This window comes from Paracraurococcus ruber, assembly GCF_004353985.1.
Classification (GTDB): Bacteria; Pseudomonadota; Alphaproteobacteria; order Acetobacterales; family Acetobacteraceae; genus Paracraurococcus; species Paracraurococcus ruber.
The window spans coordinates 1-14,919 of the sequence record NZ_SMOA01000133.1 but is presented as its reverse complement, the minus strand read 5'-3'; the positions used below and the strand labels follow the sequence as shown (position 1 = coordinate 14,919).

General features: G+C 73.9%; 15 protein-coding genes. 9 read left to right on the top strand and 6 right to left on the bottom strand.

The window, feature by feature from the left end; all coding sequences use genetic code 11:
* Positions 1–353 precede the first annotated feature (353 nt).
* The 5 genes from lpxC (at position 354) to ligA (ending at position 6,807) form a co-directional block, all read left to right on the top strand.
* Positions 354–1,325: a UDP-3-O-acyl-N-acetylglucosamine deacetylase gene (gene lpxC, locus E2C05_RS20175; RefSeq protein WP_133221459.1), complete on the top strand. Its 972-nt coding sequence runs from the start codon at positions 354–356 to the stop codon at positions 1,323–1,325.
* Positions 1,326–1,591: 266 nt separating this feature from the next.
* Complete coding sequence (locus E2C05_RS20170; RefSeq protein ID WP_133221458.1) at positions 1,592–2,452, top strand: outer membrane protein assembly factor BamD; 861 nt, start codon at positions 1,592–1,594, stop codon at positions 2,450–2,452.
* Between the two features lie 22 nt (positions 2,453–2,474).
* Positions 2,475–4,154 carry a DNA repair protein RecN gene (gene recN, locus E2C05_RS20165; RefSeq protein WP_133221457.1) on the top strand — a complete coding sequence of 560 codons (1,680 nt, stop codon included), beginning with the start codon at positions 2,475–2,477 and terminating at the stop codon, positions 4,152–4,154.
* Entirely contained in the window at positions 4,154–4,645 is a 492-nt protein-coding gene (locus E2C05_RS20160) for a GNAT family N-acetyltransferase (protein WP_133221456.1), read from the top strand. The genes recN and E2C05_RS20160 overlap by 1 nt, the downstream gene beginning before the upstream one ends.
* Positions 4,642–6,807: an NAD-dependent DNA ligase LigA gene (gene ligA, locus E2C05_RS20155; RefSeq protein WP_133221455.1), complete on the top strand. Its 2,166-nt coding sequence runs from the start codon at positions 4,642–4,644 to the stop codon at positions 6,805–6,807. The genes E2C05_RS20160 and ligA overlap by 4 nt, the downstream gene beginning before the upstream one ends.
* Positions 6,808–7,120: 313 nt before the next feature.
* Here ligA and E2C05_RS20150 read toward each other — a convergent pair whose 3' ends face one another.
* A complete protein-coding gene (locus E2C05_RS20150; RefSeq protein ID WP_133221454.1) occupies positions 7,121–7,456 on the bottom strand; it encodes a hypothetical protein in 336 nt (111 codons plus the stop codon).
* Between the two features lie 125 nt (positions 7,457–7,581).
* A complete protein-coding gene (locus E2C05_RS20145; RefSeq protein WP_133221453.1) occupies positions 7,582–8,058 on the bottom strand; it encodes a DUF427 domain-containing protein in 477 nt (158 codons plus the stop codon).
* A 72-nt stretch (positions 8,059–8,130) separates the two neighbouring features.
* Here E2C05_RS20145 and E2C05_RS20140 point away from each other — a divergent pair, with 72 nt between their 5' ends.
* Positions 8,131–9,150 (top strand): NADP-dependent oxidoreductase, encoded by a 1,020-nt coding sequence (locus E2C05_RS20140; protein ID WP_133221452.1) that lies wholly within the window; start codon positions 8,131–8,133, stop codon positions 9,148–9,150.
* 125 nt (positions 9,151–9,275) lie between these two features.
* On the top strand, positions 9,276–11,558 hold the full coding sequence (locus tag E2C05_RS20135) for a xanthine dehydrogenase family protein molybdopterin-binding subunit (RefSeq protein ID WP_133221451.1): 2,283 nt from the start codon (positions 9,276–9,278) through the stop codon (positions 11,556–11,558).
* 87 nt (positions 11,559–11,645) lie between these two features.
* On the opposite strand, the gene E2C05_RS20130 is transcribed toward E2C05_RS20135, so the two are convergent.
* Complete coding sequence (locus E2C05_RS20130) at positions 11,646–12,320, bottom strand: SRPBCC family protein (protein ID WP_133221450.1); 675 nt, start codon at positions 12,318–12,320, stop codon at positions 11,646–11,648.
* Positions 12,321–12,388: 68 nt separating this feature from the next.
* On the opposite strand from E2C05_RS20130, the gene E2C05_RS20125 reads away from it, so the two are divergent.
* Entirely contained in the window at positions 12,389–13,135 is a 747-nt protein-coding gene (locus E2C05_RS20125) for a TetR/AcrR family transcriptional regulator (RefSeq protein ID WP_133221449.1), read from the top strand.
* On the opposite strand, the gene E2C05_RS20120 is transcribed toward E2C05_RS20125, so the two are convergent.
* From E2C05_RS20120 to E2C05_RS35175, 3 genes are all read right to left on the bottom strand, one after another.
* Positions 13,132–13,698 carry a carboxymuconolactone decarboxylase family protein gene (locus E2C05_RS20120; protein ID WP_133221448.1) on the bottom strand — a complete coding sequence of 189 codons (567 nt, stop codon included), beginning with the start codon at positions 13,696–13,698 and terminating at the stop codon, positions 13,132–13,134. The two genes, E2C05_RS20125 and E2C05_RS20120, sit on opposite strands and share 4 nt — an antisense overlap.
* 75 nt (positions 13,699–13,773) lie before the next feature.
* Positions 13,774–14,358, bottom strand: a complete 585-nt coding sequence (locus E2C05_RS20115; protein WP_133221447.1) for a TetR/AcrR family transcriptional regulator — start codon at positions 14,356–14,358, stop codon at positions 13,774–13,776.
* 13 nt (positions 14,359–14,371) lie between these two features.
* A complete protein-coding gene (locus tag E2C05_RS35175; RefSeq protein ID WP_274607383.1) occupies positions 14,372–14,503 on the bottom strand; it encodes a hypothetical protein in 132 nt (43 codons plus the stop codon).
* Between the two features lies 1 nt (position 14,504).
* Between E2C05_RS35175 and E2C05_RS20110 the strand changes: the two genes are divergently transcribed.
* Positions 14,505–14,813, top strand: a complete 309-nt coding sequence (locus tag E2C05_RS20110; RefSeq protein WP_133221446.1) for a YdhR family protein — start codon at positions 14,505–14,507, stop codon at positions 14,811–14,813.
* The last annotated feature ends 106 nt before the right edge of the window (positions 14,814–14,919 follow it).

Below are 14,919 nucleotides of genomic sequence, written 5' to 3'. Positions count from 1 at the left end.
GCGGCCGGCCCAGGGCCGCGGGGCGCTGCCGGCGGCGGGCTGCCGCCGCGCCCCGGCGGCCCCTCCCCCCAGCCTTCCCCACCGATCCCGGACCTGTGCCGGCCGCCCCGGCGAACCGGCCAGCGCCGCCCGGCGTTTGCCCGATGCCGCGCGCGAGTCCCGCGCGATGGTCCGCAGGCCGCCGCGCGCGGCCTGACAAAGGGCAATTGCGCAGCGCGGAATTCGCGTCTTTTCAGTGGCTTGCGACGTAATATGACGAAACAAGCCTTTATTCGCCGCTGCCCATCCGCGATGCCACCTATGGGCTGGAGGTTCCGCCCCCGGGCAGGCTTCCGATGTTCGCAGAGGCAGGCATGGACGGGTATATCGCACTGGAGACGGGTCGCCGCCGGACGCTGAAAGCCGCCATCGGCTGCGTCGGCATCGGCCTGCACGGCGGCTGCCGCGTCCAGCTGACGCTGCGCCCGGCGCCGCATGGCACCGGCATCCGCTTCCGCCGCACCGACCTCGGCATCGAGATCCCGGCGCTCTACGACCATGTCGCCGACACGAGGCTCTGCACCGTCCTGGCCCTGCCCGGCGTGCCGCAGCACCGTATCGGCACGGTGGAGCATGTGATGGCCGCCCTGGCCGGCTGCGGCGTGGACGATGCCCTGGTCGAGCTGGACGGGCCCGAGGTGCCGATCCTCGACGGCTCCGCCGCCCCCTTCGTCTTCCTCATCGACTGCGTCGGCCTGACCGCCGCCGGCGGCCTTTCCCTCGGCTCGGCGGGGATCGAGGTCCTGCGGACGGTGCGGGTGCAGGACGGTGCGGGGCCGGATGCCGCCTGGGCCGAACTGGCGCCGACCGCCGGCGAGCGGTTCGAGGCGTCCCTGACCATCGACTTCCCCGGCACCGCCATCGGCCGGCAGTCGCTGGCGCTGCGGCTCACGCCGCAGGTCTTCCGCGCCGGGCTGGCCGATGCCCGCACCTTCACCCTGGCCGAGGACGTGGCGCGGCTGCGCGCCGCCGGGCTGGCGCTGGGCGGCAGCCTGGCCAATGCCGTGGTGGTGGACGGGCCGGAGGTGCTGAACCCCGGCGGGCTGCGCCGGCCGGACGAGTTCGTGCGCCACAAGATGCTGGACGTGGTGGGCGACCTGGCGCTGGCCGGGGCGCCGATCCGCGGCCGCTTCACCGGCCACCGCTCGGGCCATGCGCTGAACAACCGCCTGCTGCGGGCGCTGTTCGCGGATGCGGCGAATTGGCGCGCGCTGCCGGGCTTCGCGGCGGTGGATGGCGGCGCCAGCATCCCGGTGCCGGCCGCCGCGGCCGCCGCCGTCGCCTGATCCCGGCGGCCGCCGGGCATGGCCCGCGGCCGGCCGCGTCGCCGGATGGCGCCCCCCGAAGCGTCCCCCCGAGGGCCGCGCCGCGCGGCACTGGTCCGCATCCAGGCTGCGGCATCCAGGCTGCGGTCGGGGCTGGCCATCGGACGGCGTCCGATGCGGATTCGCCCGGGGCGTTGCCGGGCGCCGGGACCATGGCGCCCGACGCGTCCTGTGGACCCGCGGGATGGCGTGCTATACAGCCCCAGCCTTCCATGACCCGGGCCACGATGATCCGACGCGTCCCAACCCTGCTCGCTCTCTGCCTCGGCCTTGCCGCCCTGCCCGCCTGTTCCTGGTTCGAAAGCTGGGACGGCAAGCAGGGCACGCTGGATGCCGAACGGCGCATGGCGCGCAACGCCACCTTCGACAACACGCCGGAAGGGCTCTACGCCGCGGGCGTGGAGGCGCTGCAGGCCCGCCGCTTCGCCCCGGCGGCCGACTATTTCGACCAGATCGAGCGCGACCATCCCTATTCGACCTGGGCGACCAACGCCAAGCTGATGTCGGCCTATGCCGAGTACCAGCGCAACCGCTACACGGAAGCGACCGGCGCGCTGGACCGCTTCATCCAGCTGCATCCGGCGCATCGCGACATCGCCTATGCCTACTACCTCCGCGCGCTCTGCTACTACGAGCAGATCGCGGACGCGCAGCGCGACCAGCGCACCACGGAACAGGCCATGGCGGCGCTGCAGGACGTGGTGAACCGCTTCCCCGACAGCGCCTATGCCCGCGACGCAAGGCTGAAGATCGACCTGGCACGCGACCACCTGGCGGGCAAGGAGATGAATATCGGCCGCTTCTACCAGCGGCAGCGGCTCTTCGCCGCCGCCATCGGCCGCTTCCGCCGCGTGGTGGAGGACTACCAGACCACCAACCACGTGCCGGAGGCGCTGCACCGCCTGACCGAGATCTACCTCGCGCTCGGCCTGACGGAGGAGGCGAAGAAGACCGCCTCCGTGCTGGGGCATAACTTCCCCGGCAGCCCCTGGTACCAGGACAGCTATGCGCTGCTCATCGCCGGCGCCGGCCCCGCGGCCGAGGATCGGCGCGGCCTGCTCAGCCGCGCCTGGAACCGGGTGTTCTGAGGGGCCGGGCGGCCCGTCGCGCATGCTGATCTCCCTGGCGATCCGCGACGTCGTCCTGATCGAGCGGCTGGACCTGGCCTTCGGCCCGGGCCTGACCGTGCTGACCGGCGAGACAGGCGCCGGCAAGTCCATCCTGCTGGACAGCCTCGGCCTCGCCTGCGGCGCCCGGGCCGAGGCCGGCATGGTGCGCAGCGGGCAGTCGCAATGCTCCGTCGCCGCCGCCTTCGCCCCGCCGGAAGGCCACCCGGCGCTCGCGATCCTGGCCGAGCAGGGGATGGAGCCGGAGGAGGTGCTGGTGCTGCGCCGCGTGGTGCAGGCCGATGGCCGCGGCCGCGCCTTCGTCAACGACCAGCCGGTCGCGGTCGGCCTGCTGCGCCGCCTCGCCGCGTCCCTGGTGGAGGTACAGGGCCAGCACGACCAGGTGGGGCTGGCCGATCCCGCCACCCATGCCGGGCTGCTGGACGCCTTCGGCGGCCTGGAGAAGTCGCGCATCGCCGTGGCCGGCGCCTGGCGCGCCTGGCGCGACGCCGACCGCACCCTGGTCGCGGCGCGGGAGGCGATCGCGGCGGCGCAGCGGGACGAGGAATTCCTGCGCCATGCCGTGCAGGAACTCTCCGACCTCGCCCCGGTCGAGGGCGAGGAGGAGGAGCTGACCAAGGAGCGCCAGCGCCTGCAGCAGGGCGAGCGGCGCAACGAGAGCATCGCCGCGGCGCTCTCCGAGATGCAGCCGCGCGACCGCCGCCGCGGCGGCCCGGCGGATGCGCTGCGCAGCGCCGCCCGCGCGCTGGAACGCCTGCCGGCGCCGAACGAGGAGGCGCAGCCGATCCTGCACCTGCTGGCCCAGGCGCAGGATGCGGTGGCCGAGGCGGAGACGCTGCTGCAGCGGATGCTGAACGAGGGTGGGCCGGACCCGCGGCGGCTGGAGCAGCTGGAGGACCGGCTGTTCGGTCTGCGCGCCGCCGCCCGCAAGCATGGCGTGGCGGTGGTGGAGCTGCCCGCGCTGCTCGCGCAGCAGAAGGAGAGGCTCGGCGCGCTGGATGCCGGCACGGAGCGGGTGGCGGGGCTGGAACGCGCGGCGACCGAGGCGCGCGACGCCTATCTCGCCTCCGCCCGGGCGCTGACCGCGGCGCGGACGGCCGCGGCGAAGCGGCTGGAGACGGCGCTGGCCAAGGAATTGCCGCCGCTCAAGCTCGACCGCGCCCGCTTCTTCGTCGAGGTCGCGGCGCGCGAGGAATCCGGCTGGTCGGCGGACGGCATGGACCGCGTGACCTTCCTGGTCTCGACCAATCCCGGCCAGGCGCCGGGCAACCTGCAGAAGATCGCCTCGGGCGGCGAGCTGTCGCGGCTGATGCTGGCGCTGAAGGTGGTGCTGGCCCGCGGCTCCCCGGTGCCGACGCTGATCTTCGACGAGGTGGATGCCGGCATCGGCGGCGCCACCGCCGCGGCGGTGGGCGACCGGCTGGCGCGCGTCGCGGAACGGCTGCAGGTGCTGGTCGTCACCCACAGCCCGCAGGTGGCGGCGCGCGGGTCGCAGCAGCTGCGCGTGGCCAAGCGGGTGAAGGGCGAGCGCGCCGCGACCACGGTCGAGCCGCTCGACAAGCGGGAGCGGCGGGAGGAGATCGCCCGCATGCTGGCCGGGGAGCGGGTGACGGATGCCGCCCGCGCCGCCGCCGACAGCCTGCTGGAGGGGACGCTGCTGTAATGGCGGCGGCGGAGATCCGCCCCGCCCGGCCGGCGGAGGCCGGGGCGGTCGCGGCGCTGCTCAACGCCATCAACAGCCTGGATGGCGGCGCGCCCGCGGTGCCGATGACGGCGGCCATCGTGGTGCGGGACCTGCTGGGTCCGGCGCCGCGCGCCCTGCTGCTGGTCGCGGCCGCGGAGGATGCGCTGCAGGGCTTCGTGACCGGCGGCCTGGTCTATGACGCGGAACGGGCGGCCGACACGGTGATGGTGCTCGACCTCTATGTCGTGCCGGCGGCGCGGCGGCGCGGGATCGGCCGGGCGCTGATGGCCGGGCTGGCGGCGGCGGCGCGGCGGCAGGGCGCCGCCAGCCTGTGGTGGGGCGTGGACCAGGGCGACGCGGACGCGATGCTGTTCTACAAGGCCATCGGCTCGGCGTCCGAGGGGCCCTTCACCGGGCTGATCCTGGCCGGCGCCGCCCTGGACCGCTTGGCTGCGGAGCATTGCGCATGACCGAACCGGGGCTCCGCGCCCGCCCGACCGAGACATTGACCGAGGCGGAGGCCGCGGCGGAGCTGGCGGCGCTGGCCGCCGAGATCGCGCATCACGACCGGCTGTACCACCAGCAGGACGCGCCCGAGGTCACGGATGCCGAATACGACGCGCTGCGCCGCCGCAACATGGCGATCGAGGCGCGCTTCCCGCAGCTGAAGCTGGCCGAGAGCCCGAGCGACGCGCCGCCCGGCGCGCCGCCCGCCGCCGGCTTCGCCAAGTCCCGCCACGGCACGCCCATGCTCAGCCTGGGCAATGCCTTCGAGGCGGCGGACTTCGCCGAATTCGCCCGCAGCATCCGGCGCTTCCTCGGCCTGCCGGAGGAGGAGGTGCTGCGCTTCGTCGCCGAGCCGAAGATCGACGGCCTGTCGGTGAACCTCACCTACGAGAAGGGCGTGTTCCTGCGCGGCGCGACGCGCGGCGACGGCACGGAAGGCGAGGACATCACCGCCAACCTGCGCACCCTGGCGGAGCTGCCGCAGCGCCTGGCGGGCGAGGCGCCGGCGCGCATCGAGATCCGTGGCGAGGTCTTCATGACCAAGGCGGATTTCCTCGAATTCCAGGCGGAGCAGACGCGGCTGCATGCCGAACGCGAGGCGCGGCGGGAAGCCGGGGAGCGGGTCGGCGAGGCCATCCGCATCCCGGCCAACCCGCGCAACGCCGCCGCCGGGTCGCTGCGCCAGCTCGACGCCTCGATCACCGCGCGGCGGCCTCTCCGGCTGTTCGCCTATGCGCAGGGGCAGTCGAGCGAGCCGGTCGCGGAGACCCATTCCGGCTACCTGGAACGGCTCAAGGCCTGGGGCTTCCAGGTGAACCCGCTGTCGGCGCTGTTGCCGGACGAGCATGCGGCCGAGGCCTTCCAGGCCAGGATGGCGGCGCAGCGCGCCGGCCTCGCCTACGACATCGACGGCGTCGTGTACAAGCTGGACCGGCTGGACTGGCAGACGCGCCTCGGCTTCGTCGGCCGGGCGCCGCGCTGGGCCATCGCCTGGAAATTCCCGGCCGAGCAGGCCACGACGCGGCTGCTGCGGATCGAGATCCAGGTCGGCCGCACCGGCGCGCTGACGCCGCGGGCGGTGATGGAGCCGGTGAATGTCGGCGGCGTCATGGTCCAGCACGCTACCCTGCACAACGAGGACGAGATCGCGCGGAAGGATGTCCGCGTCGGCGACACGGTGGTGCTGCAGCGCGCCGGCGACGTCATCCCGCAGGTCGTCTCGGTCGTCCTCGACAGGCGCCCCGCCGACAGCGCGCCCTTCGCCTTCCCCGAGCTGTGCCCCGCCTGCGGCAGCCATGCCGTTCGCCCGCCGGGCGAGGTGGTGCGGCGCTGCACCGGCGGCCTGATCTGCCCGGCCCAGGCGGTGGAGCGCCTCAAGCATTTCGTCGCCCGCAACACCATGGATATCGAGGGCCTCGGCGAGGAGAACATCCAGACCCTGTACGACGAAGGCCTGGTGCGCAGCCCGGCCGACATCTTCCGGCTGGCCCGGCATGCCGACCGGATGCGGCAATGGGAAGGCTGGGGCGCGCGGGCCAAGAAGGCCGAGGAATCGCGCAAGGTGGCCAATCTTCTCGCGGCCATCGAGGCGCGGCGCAGCCCGCCCTTGGAGCGCTTCATCTTCGCCCTTGGCATCCGCCGGATCGGCGAGGCCAATGCCAAGCTGCTGGCCCGCCACTACCATTCCCTGCCGGAATGGCGGGAGAGGATGCTGGCGGCGCGCGTCATCGGCTCGGAGGCGCGGGAGGAGCTGGGCTCCATCCAGGGCATCGGCCCGGCCATCGCGCAGGAGCTGGTGGATTTCTTCGAGGAGCCGCGGAACCTGGCGGCGCTGGACGACCTGGCGAGCGAGGTGACGCCGGCGCCGGCCGACTTCGCCGCTGCGGCCGATTCGCCCTTCGCCGGCAAGGTGCTGGTCTTCACCGGCACGCTGGAGACGATGACCCGGCCGGAGGCCGAGGCGCGGGCCGAGACGCTGGGCGCCAAGGTGACGAAGAGCGTGTCGAAGAAGACGGATTTCGTGGTGATCGGCGCCGATGCCGGCAGCAAGGCGGCCAAGGCGACCGAGCTTGGCGTGCGGGTGCTGAGCGAGGCGGAGTGGCGGGAGATGGCCGGGCTGGGCTGAGGCCCCTGCCCTGCCCTGCGCACGGGCCTAGGCCGGACAGAGTGGGCCCGCCTGCGCATGCCGGCGGCGCCGGGGGTGGGCCCGATCGGCCGCGCGGATCGCGGCCGGCGGTCACCGACCCCGTGCAGGTTGCCGGGCCGGATGGCCCAAGGCAACGGTGCCCGTCAGTCCCGCGCGCGGGACGCTGCCGGATCCCGCGCCGCCGCCATGCCCTGCGCCGGCCCGGGCGGGCGGCGCATCGTCGCATCGCCCGCCGTTGCCGCCTGGAGCCAACCGGCTCCAGGCGATCCGGGGGACCTCGGGGTGGCCGGGCTCAGCCGCCGCCCTGCTGGCGGGCGCCGGTGCTCGGCAGCGGCCGCGGCGTCGGGCTGCCGACGCCGGCGCCCGGCGCCGCGCCCGTGCGCTCGATCTGCGGGCGGGCGCCGCCCGATTCGCCGCCGCCGGAACGGGTGCCGGTGATGGTCGCCTGGCCGGCCGAGGCGTTGCCGCTGTTCGCGCCCATGTTGTCGCGCGACTGCTGCGTCAGCGGCGCCGCGCCGGGGCCGGCGGTGGTGCCGGAAACCGGCGGGCCGCTCGGCGCCTGCACCGAATCACAGGCTGCCAGGGCCAGGGCGCCGAGCAGCCCCAGCGACAGGGTCTTGAAACGCATTAGGGTGACTCCCCCGAAGTTAGTTGCGCCCGCAGCGTCGCCCATTGTCGCGTCAAGGTCCATCCCAATGGATTGCCGCGAAGGCATGCGACCGCAATGCTGATACGAAAGCCACGCTCCGGCGGTTACCACCCCAGGGTGCCGGGCCCGCCATTGAAGGGTCCGACCAGCTCGGCGGTGATCCAGCCGCCATAGAAGCCACCGGGCTGCGGCGTCACCCGCTCCTCGTCCACGAAGCAGGCCTCCATCCGGCCGGCATAGACCGCGACATGGTCGCGGATCGGCCGGAAGGCCGGCGTCGGGTCCGGGTAGGACCAGCCGGCCGCGTCCTCCACCCGGCCGCCGGCGGCCAGGGTCCAGTAGCGGGCGCGGCCCTTCCATTCGCACAGGCTGCCGCCCGGGGCAGGGCGCAGCACGCCGGGGCGGAAGGCGGCCGGCGGCAGGTACCAGGTGGGCGGGTGGAAGGTCTCCAGCACCCGCCAGGCCTCCGTGGTGCGGGCGATCTCCTCCCCGCCCAGGATGATCCGCACCAGGCGGTGGCTGCGCTCCAGGCGCGGCGGCCGGGGATAGTCCGCAACCCGTTCGGTCTGACGTTCCGTCATGCCGGGGACATGGCCCCCTTCCGCGCCGGGGCAAGCGGGGCGATGTTCCCGGCAGGAAGACCGGAGGACGCCATGGCCGACCCCAACCTGCAGGTGCTGCTGCGCCGCCGCCCCAAGGGCGCGCCCGTGCCGGAGGATTTCGAGATCGTCGAGACCCCGGCGCCGGAGCCGGCGGAGGGCGAGGTGCTGGTCCGGCACCAGTATCTCTCGCTCGACCCCTATATGCGCGGCCGGATGTCGGACGCGAAGAGCTACGCCAAGCCGGTCGAGCTGGGTTCGGTGATGGAAGGCCGCACGGCGGGCGTCGTGGTGGCGTCGAAGGCGCCGGGCTTCGCGCCGGGGGACAGCGTGGCGGGCGGCTTCGGCTGGCAGCGCTTCTCCTGCGTCAAGGGCGCGGGGCTGATCAAGGTGGACCCGAAGGAGGCGCCGCTCTCGGCCAATCTCGGCGTGCTCGGCATGCCGGGGCTGACCGCCTGGGTCGGGCTCGAGGATATCGGCCAGCCCAAGGCGGGCGAGACGGTGGTGGTCTCGGCCGCGTCCGGCGCGGTCGGCCAGGTGGTCGGGCAGATCGCGAAGATCCGCGGCTGCAAGGTCATCGGCATCGCCGGCGGGCCGCAGAAATGCCAGTACGTGACGGAGGAGCTGGGCTTCGACGCCTGCATCGACCATCGCGGCGACCTGAAGGCGCAGCTCGACCAGCACTGCCCCGAAGGGATCGACGTCTACTGGGAGAATGTCGGCGGGGAGGTGCAGGCGGCGGTCTTCCCGCGGCTGCGCGACTTCGCCCGCATGGTGATGTGCGGCGTCATCGCGCAGTACAATGTGGTGGAGGGCGCGGACAGCTTCGGCGGCGCGCCCGGCCCGAACCTCGGCGCCGTGGTGCGCAAGCGGCTGCGGATCGAGGGCTTCATCGTCAGCGACAAGGGCTGGCCGCGCTACGGCCAGTTCCGCCAGGACATGCTGGGCTGGATGGCGGATGGACGGATGACCTGGCGGGAGGATGTGGTGGAGGGCCTGCGCAATGCGCCGGAAGCCTTCATCGGCCTGCTGCAGGGGAAGAATTTCGGCAAGCTGGTGATCAAGGTCGACTGAAGGACTCGAGGTTTCCAGAGGCCCTTCGGGCGATGCGGGTCCCCTTGGCGATGCTGCGCGTCGTCAAGGGGACCCGAGGTGGGGGAGCGCGAGGGGCGAGGCCCCCTCGCTGACGGGGACACTGCATGATTGGCGAGAACCGCCGCCGCATCGAGGATGCGCGTTTCCTGACCGGCCAGGGCCGCTACATCGCGGACCTGGTGCCGGAGGGCGCGCTGCATGCCGTCCTCCTGCGCTCGCCGCACGCGCATGCCCGCATCCTGTCGGTGGACACGTCCGGCGCGCGCGCCGCGCTGGTGCTGACCGGCGCCGACCTGGCGGCGGAGGGGCTGCATCCCCTGCCCTGCCCCGCCGTGGTGAACACGGTCGGCCCGCTGGTCATCCCGGACCGCTGGGCGCTGGCGCGCGACATGGTGCGGCATGTCGGCGAGCCCGTCGCCTGCGTCGTCGCGGAAAGCGCGACGGCGGCGCGCGACGCGGCCGAGGCCATCGTCGTCGACTACGAGATGCTGCCGGCGGTGGTGGACAGCCGCGCGGCGCTGGCCGCGGGCGCGCCGCAGCTCTGGCCGCAGGCGCCCGGCAACCGCGCCTTCCGGTTCGAGCGCGGCGACCGCGCCGCCACCGAAGCCGCCTTCGCGAAGGCCGCGCGCATCATCGAGCTGGACCTGGTGAACCACCGCGTCCATGCCGCGCCGATCGAGCCGCGCGGCGCCATCGCCACCTGGGACGGCAGGCGCTTCGACCTGGAATTCTCCGGCATGGGCGTGCATGGCATCCGCCGGCAGCTGGCGACCGTGTTCGGCCTGCGGGAGGACGCCTTCCGCCTGCGCTGCCCGGATGTCGGCGGCGGCTTCGGGATGAAGAATTTCCTCTTCCCCGAGCAGGTCGCCCTGCTCGCCGCGGCGCGCCGCCTCGGCCGACCCGTCGCCTGGATCGCCGACCATACCGAGGAATTCCAGGGCGCCGTGCATGCGCGGGACTTCCAGGGCGTGGCGCGGCTGGCCCTGGACGCGGAAGGCCGCTTCCTGGCGCTGCAGGCGCGCATGGCCGCCGACATGGGCGCCTATTGCTCGCCCTTCGGGCCGGCGGTGCCGACCAACTCCGTCTCCACCGCCATCGGCGGCATCTATGCCATCCCGGCCATCTTCCTCGAGGTGGAAGGCGCCTTCACCAACAGCGTCCCGACCGATGCCTACCGGGGCGCCGGCAAGCCGGAAGCGAACTACCTGACCGAACGCCTGGTGGATGCGGCGGCGCAGGCGACCGGCCTCGACCCCATCGAGATCCGCCGGCGCAATGCCATCGCCGATTTCCCCTATCGCAGCGCCACCGGGATGCTGATGGATGGCGGCCGGATGCGGGACAACCTGGCCGACCTCGCCGCCCTGCTGGACCGCGAGGGCTTCGCCGCCCGGCGCGCCGAGAGCGAGTCGCGCGGAATGCTGCGCGGCCTGGGCATCGCAGGCTTCCTCGAGACCTCCCGTGGCGCGCCCCACGAATGGGCGGCGGTGCGCTTCGCGCCGGACGGCATGGTGGATCTCTGCATCGGCACGCAGAACAACGGCCAGGGGCTGGAGACCAGCTTCACCCAGATCGCCTCCGCCTGGCTGGGGCTGGAGGAATCCCGCTTCCGCCTGGTGCAGGCCGATACCGACCGGATCGGCTTCGGCAATGGCCATGGCGGCGCGCGGTCGCTGCATGTCGGCGCCACCGCGCTGGTCCTGGCGATGGACAAGGTGATCGACAAGGCGCGCACCATCGCCGCCCACCTGCTGCAGGTCTCGCCCGAGAGCATCGAATTCGCCGAGGGCTGCTTCACCGTGACGGCGACCGGCGCGGCGCTGACGCTGGATGCGCTGATCGAGGCGAGCCGCGACCCGCAGGACGTGCCGGAGGGGATGGAGCTCGGCCTGGATGCCGAGGCGATGAACCTCTCCGACCTCGTCACCTTCCCCTCCGGCGCGCATTGCGCGGAGGTGGAGGTGGACCCGGAGACCGGCGCCGTCACGCTGGTGCGCTACCAGGCGGTGGACGACTACGGCGCGCTGGTGAACCCGCTGCTCACCACGGGGCAGGTGCAGGGCGGGCTGGCGCAGGGCATCGGCCAGGCGCTGCTGGAGCGCATCGCCTACGACCCGGCCAGCGGGCAGCTGCTCAGCGCATCCTTCATGGACTACTGCCTGCCGCGGGCGGCGGACCTGCCGGACCTGGAGGTGGCGTTCGGGGAGGCGCCGACGCAGTCCAACCCGCTGGGCGTGAAGGGCGTCGGCCAGGCCGGCGCGATCGCCGCGCCGCAGACGGTGATGCATGCGGTGCTGGATGCGCTGCGGCCGCTCGGCATCGCGCATGTGCAGATGCCGGCGACGGCCGAGAGCATCTGGCAGGCGATCCGGGCGGTGCGCGGGTAGCCCGGCGCCGGGCCGCGCCGCGGCCTGGCACGGCCGGCACCGCCGCGGTCCGTCCTTGGCGGGGCGGCCCGCGCGGTCGGCCGCCGGTCACCGGGCCGCCGCCAGCGCCTCGCGCTCGATCGCCGCCATCCCGGCCGCCATGAAGCGCGCATAGCGGGTGTCGAGGAAGGCCAGCCGGAACAGCCCGCGCCCCAGCGCGCCCAGCGAGCCCGGAAAGCGGTCCTGCCGCAGGGCGAAGGCGTAGCGCCAGTCCACCCGGGTCCCGCCCGCCTCCGCGGCGAAGCGGAACTCGCCCATCCCGTATTCGATCGGCCGGGCCGCCGGCGTGCTGTAGTCCCAGACCATGTAGGCCAGCCGCTGGCCGGGCAGATGCGCCAGCACCTCCTCCAGCGCGGTGCCGCCATCCGCCAGGCAGACAAGCCGCCGGGCGCCCGGCTCCGGGAAGGGCAGGCTGCCGAGCGGCGCCGTGCCGGTCACGCCCGGCAGGTCGGCGGTGCCGGGCAGCAGGCGCTCGAGCGGCGCCGCGGCGAACCAGGCGGCGAAGCGGTCCGGCGGCACGGCGATGCGGGCGGTGACGGCGTGGGAGAGCAGGTCGTGCCGCGCGGCATCGGGGCTGGGCCGCGCGGCGGCCGTCGCGGGCGCGTCGCAGGCGGCGGCCCGCGACGGGGTCGGGGCGGCGGTCATGCGGCTCTCCTCGGGCATGGCGCAGGCGCCGAGGGACAGGGCGAGCAGGGTGGGGCGGGACAGGGCAGCGAGGGGCATGGGCGGTCTGGCTCCGGCAGGGGCTGCCCGGTATATGAGGCTTCCTTCGGAATATCGGGATTCGCATCATGCGGGCTGCGGCCGCGGCGGCGCTGACCCCAAGGAAAAGGCCGGTCCAGGCGCGCGCCGAAGCCACCCTCGCCGCCATCCTGGAAGCCGGGATTCAGGTTCTGCTGTCCGGCGGCTATGGCCGCTTCACCACCACCCGCGTGGCGGATCGGGCCGGCGTCTCGGTCGGCACGCTCTACCAGTACTACCCGAACAAGCGGGCGCTGCTCGCCGCCCTGCTCGGCGCACATCTCGATGCGGTGGTGGCGGCGGTGGAAGCGGCCTGCGCCGCGCGGCATGGCGCCGCGCTGGCGGACATGGTGGACGCCCTGCTGGACGCCTTCCTGGCGGCGAAGCTGCGGCGCGCCGAGGTTTCGCTCGCCCTCCATGCCCCGATGGCCGAGGCCGAGGGCGCCGCGCTGGTCCGCGCCGCCGGCATCCGGGCAGCGGCGGCCATCGGCGCGATGCTGGCCACCTGCCGGGACGCGGCGGTGCCGGCGCCGGCGGTGGCGGCGGGGATGCTTGCCACCGCCCTCGCCGCGCTCATGCAGGCGGCGCTGGATGCCGGGCCGGACCGGCTCGATGTCGCTGCCCTGCGCCGGCACATGCGGGCCATGGCCTGCGGCTATCTCCGCGCCCTCGCGCCGGCGGAGGCCGGCCTCCCAGGCGGATCGCCGGCGGCGGCGCGCGGCGCGGAGCACGACGCCACGCGACGATCCGGCGGCCACGGCGCTGCGGCGCCCGGCACGGAACGCGATTCGGCCTAGTCCCCCGCGGCCAGCCCCTCGACGGCGGCATGCGCCTCCGCCTCCTCCTCGATCTGCAGCGCGTCGTTGAAGCGGTTGAAGAAGCCGCAGAGCGTGATGCGGAGCGTCAGCTCGACCACCTGCGCCTCGGAGAAGGCGGCGCGCAGGCGGCGGAACAGCGCCTCCGGGATGCGGTTCGGCGTTTCCCAGGCGGCGATGGCGTATTGCACGACCAACCGGTCCGTCTCGTCCAGCTCCGGGTGGTCCTGCCACTGCATGATGCGGTCGATGCCCGCGGGCGAGATGCCCTCCACCGCCAGGAAGGGCTTGTGGTGCGCGACGCAGTAGTGGCAGGCGTTGAGGTTGGAGACGACGACGATGGCGATCTCCAGGTACCGCTTCGGCAGCGTCTTCGCCTCGCGCAGCTCCATCAGCAGCGGGAACAGGTGGCGCAGCGCCGCCGGCACATGCGCGAAGACCGCGACCTGGTTGCGGAAGGGGCCGTAGCTGCCGGCAAAGCGCTCGTAGATCTCGGCCAGGTCGGGCGGCAGCTCGGTGCTCTCGATGTTGCGGACGCGGGCCATGGGCTTCTCCTGCGACGGGGGCGCCATTGAAGCCCGGCCGTGGCGCCGCGGCCAATCACCGCCAGCGCCGCGGCGTCATCCCTCCAGCCGCAGCGCCGCCGCGCGCACCGCCGCGGCGATCTCCTCGGCCAGGGCAGGGTCCCGCACCGCCCGCGCCATGGAGACGCCGCCGGCCAGCAGCGCCAGCAGCGCCGTGGCGCGGGCCCGGCGCCCGGGGTCCGTTCCATCCTCCGCCCCGCCCTCCAGCCCGGCGGCAAGCTCCGCGATCACCGCTTGCAGCTCCGCCTCGTAGGCGGCGCGGGTCTCGGGATCGGCGCGCGCCACCTCGCCGGTCAGGCTCTGCAGGGCGCAGCTCTCGGCCAGGTCGCAGGTCCGCCGGTCGTCCAGGTACAAGCCGATGAACCGCGCCCGCCAGCCTTCGCCGGTGGCGCGCAGCGCCGCCAGGCCGGCCCGCAGGTCCTGCATCCCGGCCACGACCGCCGCCCGGAACGCGGCCGCCTTCGAGGCGAAATGCGCATAGAAGGCGCCGGAGGTGACGCCGGCCGCCCTGGCCAGCCCATCCACGCCGATGCCGCCATAGCCCTGCGCGCGGAAGCCGCGCCCGGCCGCCGCCAGCACGCGGGCACGCCCTTCCTCCTTCCGTCCGGCCGGATGACCCATCGCTCTCCCCCGATCACATGACGATCGTTATTTCGTGCTTGACCACATGGCGATCGTTATGCAGCGTGACCACATCACGGTCGTCATGCAACCGCCGTGAGGCCGCCGCCAGCCGGCCGCAGCCCCTGCTGCCGAAGAGGACCATTATGCCCAAGGCCTTCGTCTATACCGAGGTGCAGGTCTCCCTGCCCTTCGACCAGGCCCCCTGGCGGGACCTGAACCCCGTGCTCGCCGCCCAGCCAGGCTTCGTGAACAAGACCTGGCTATCGGGCGCCGGCAACAACTCGGTGGGCGGGATCTACGAGTTCGACTCGCTGGAGAATGCCCGGCGCTTCGCCTTCGACTACTTCCCGGAGGAAGCCAGGCGCCTCGGTGCCGCCTTCACCACCCGCGTCTTCGACGGCGCGGTGACGGAGGAAGCCAGCCGGCAGCTGCATTCGGTGCATTACCGCTGAGCCGGCCGGGATGGCGGCGCGCCGCGGCGGGTCTGGACCCGGACCCGCGGGCCGCGGCGCCGCCGCGTCCCGGCCGGGCGATGGCCGCGGGCCGCGCGGCAGGCGG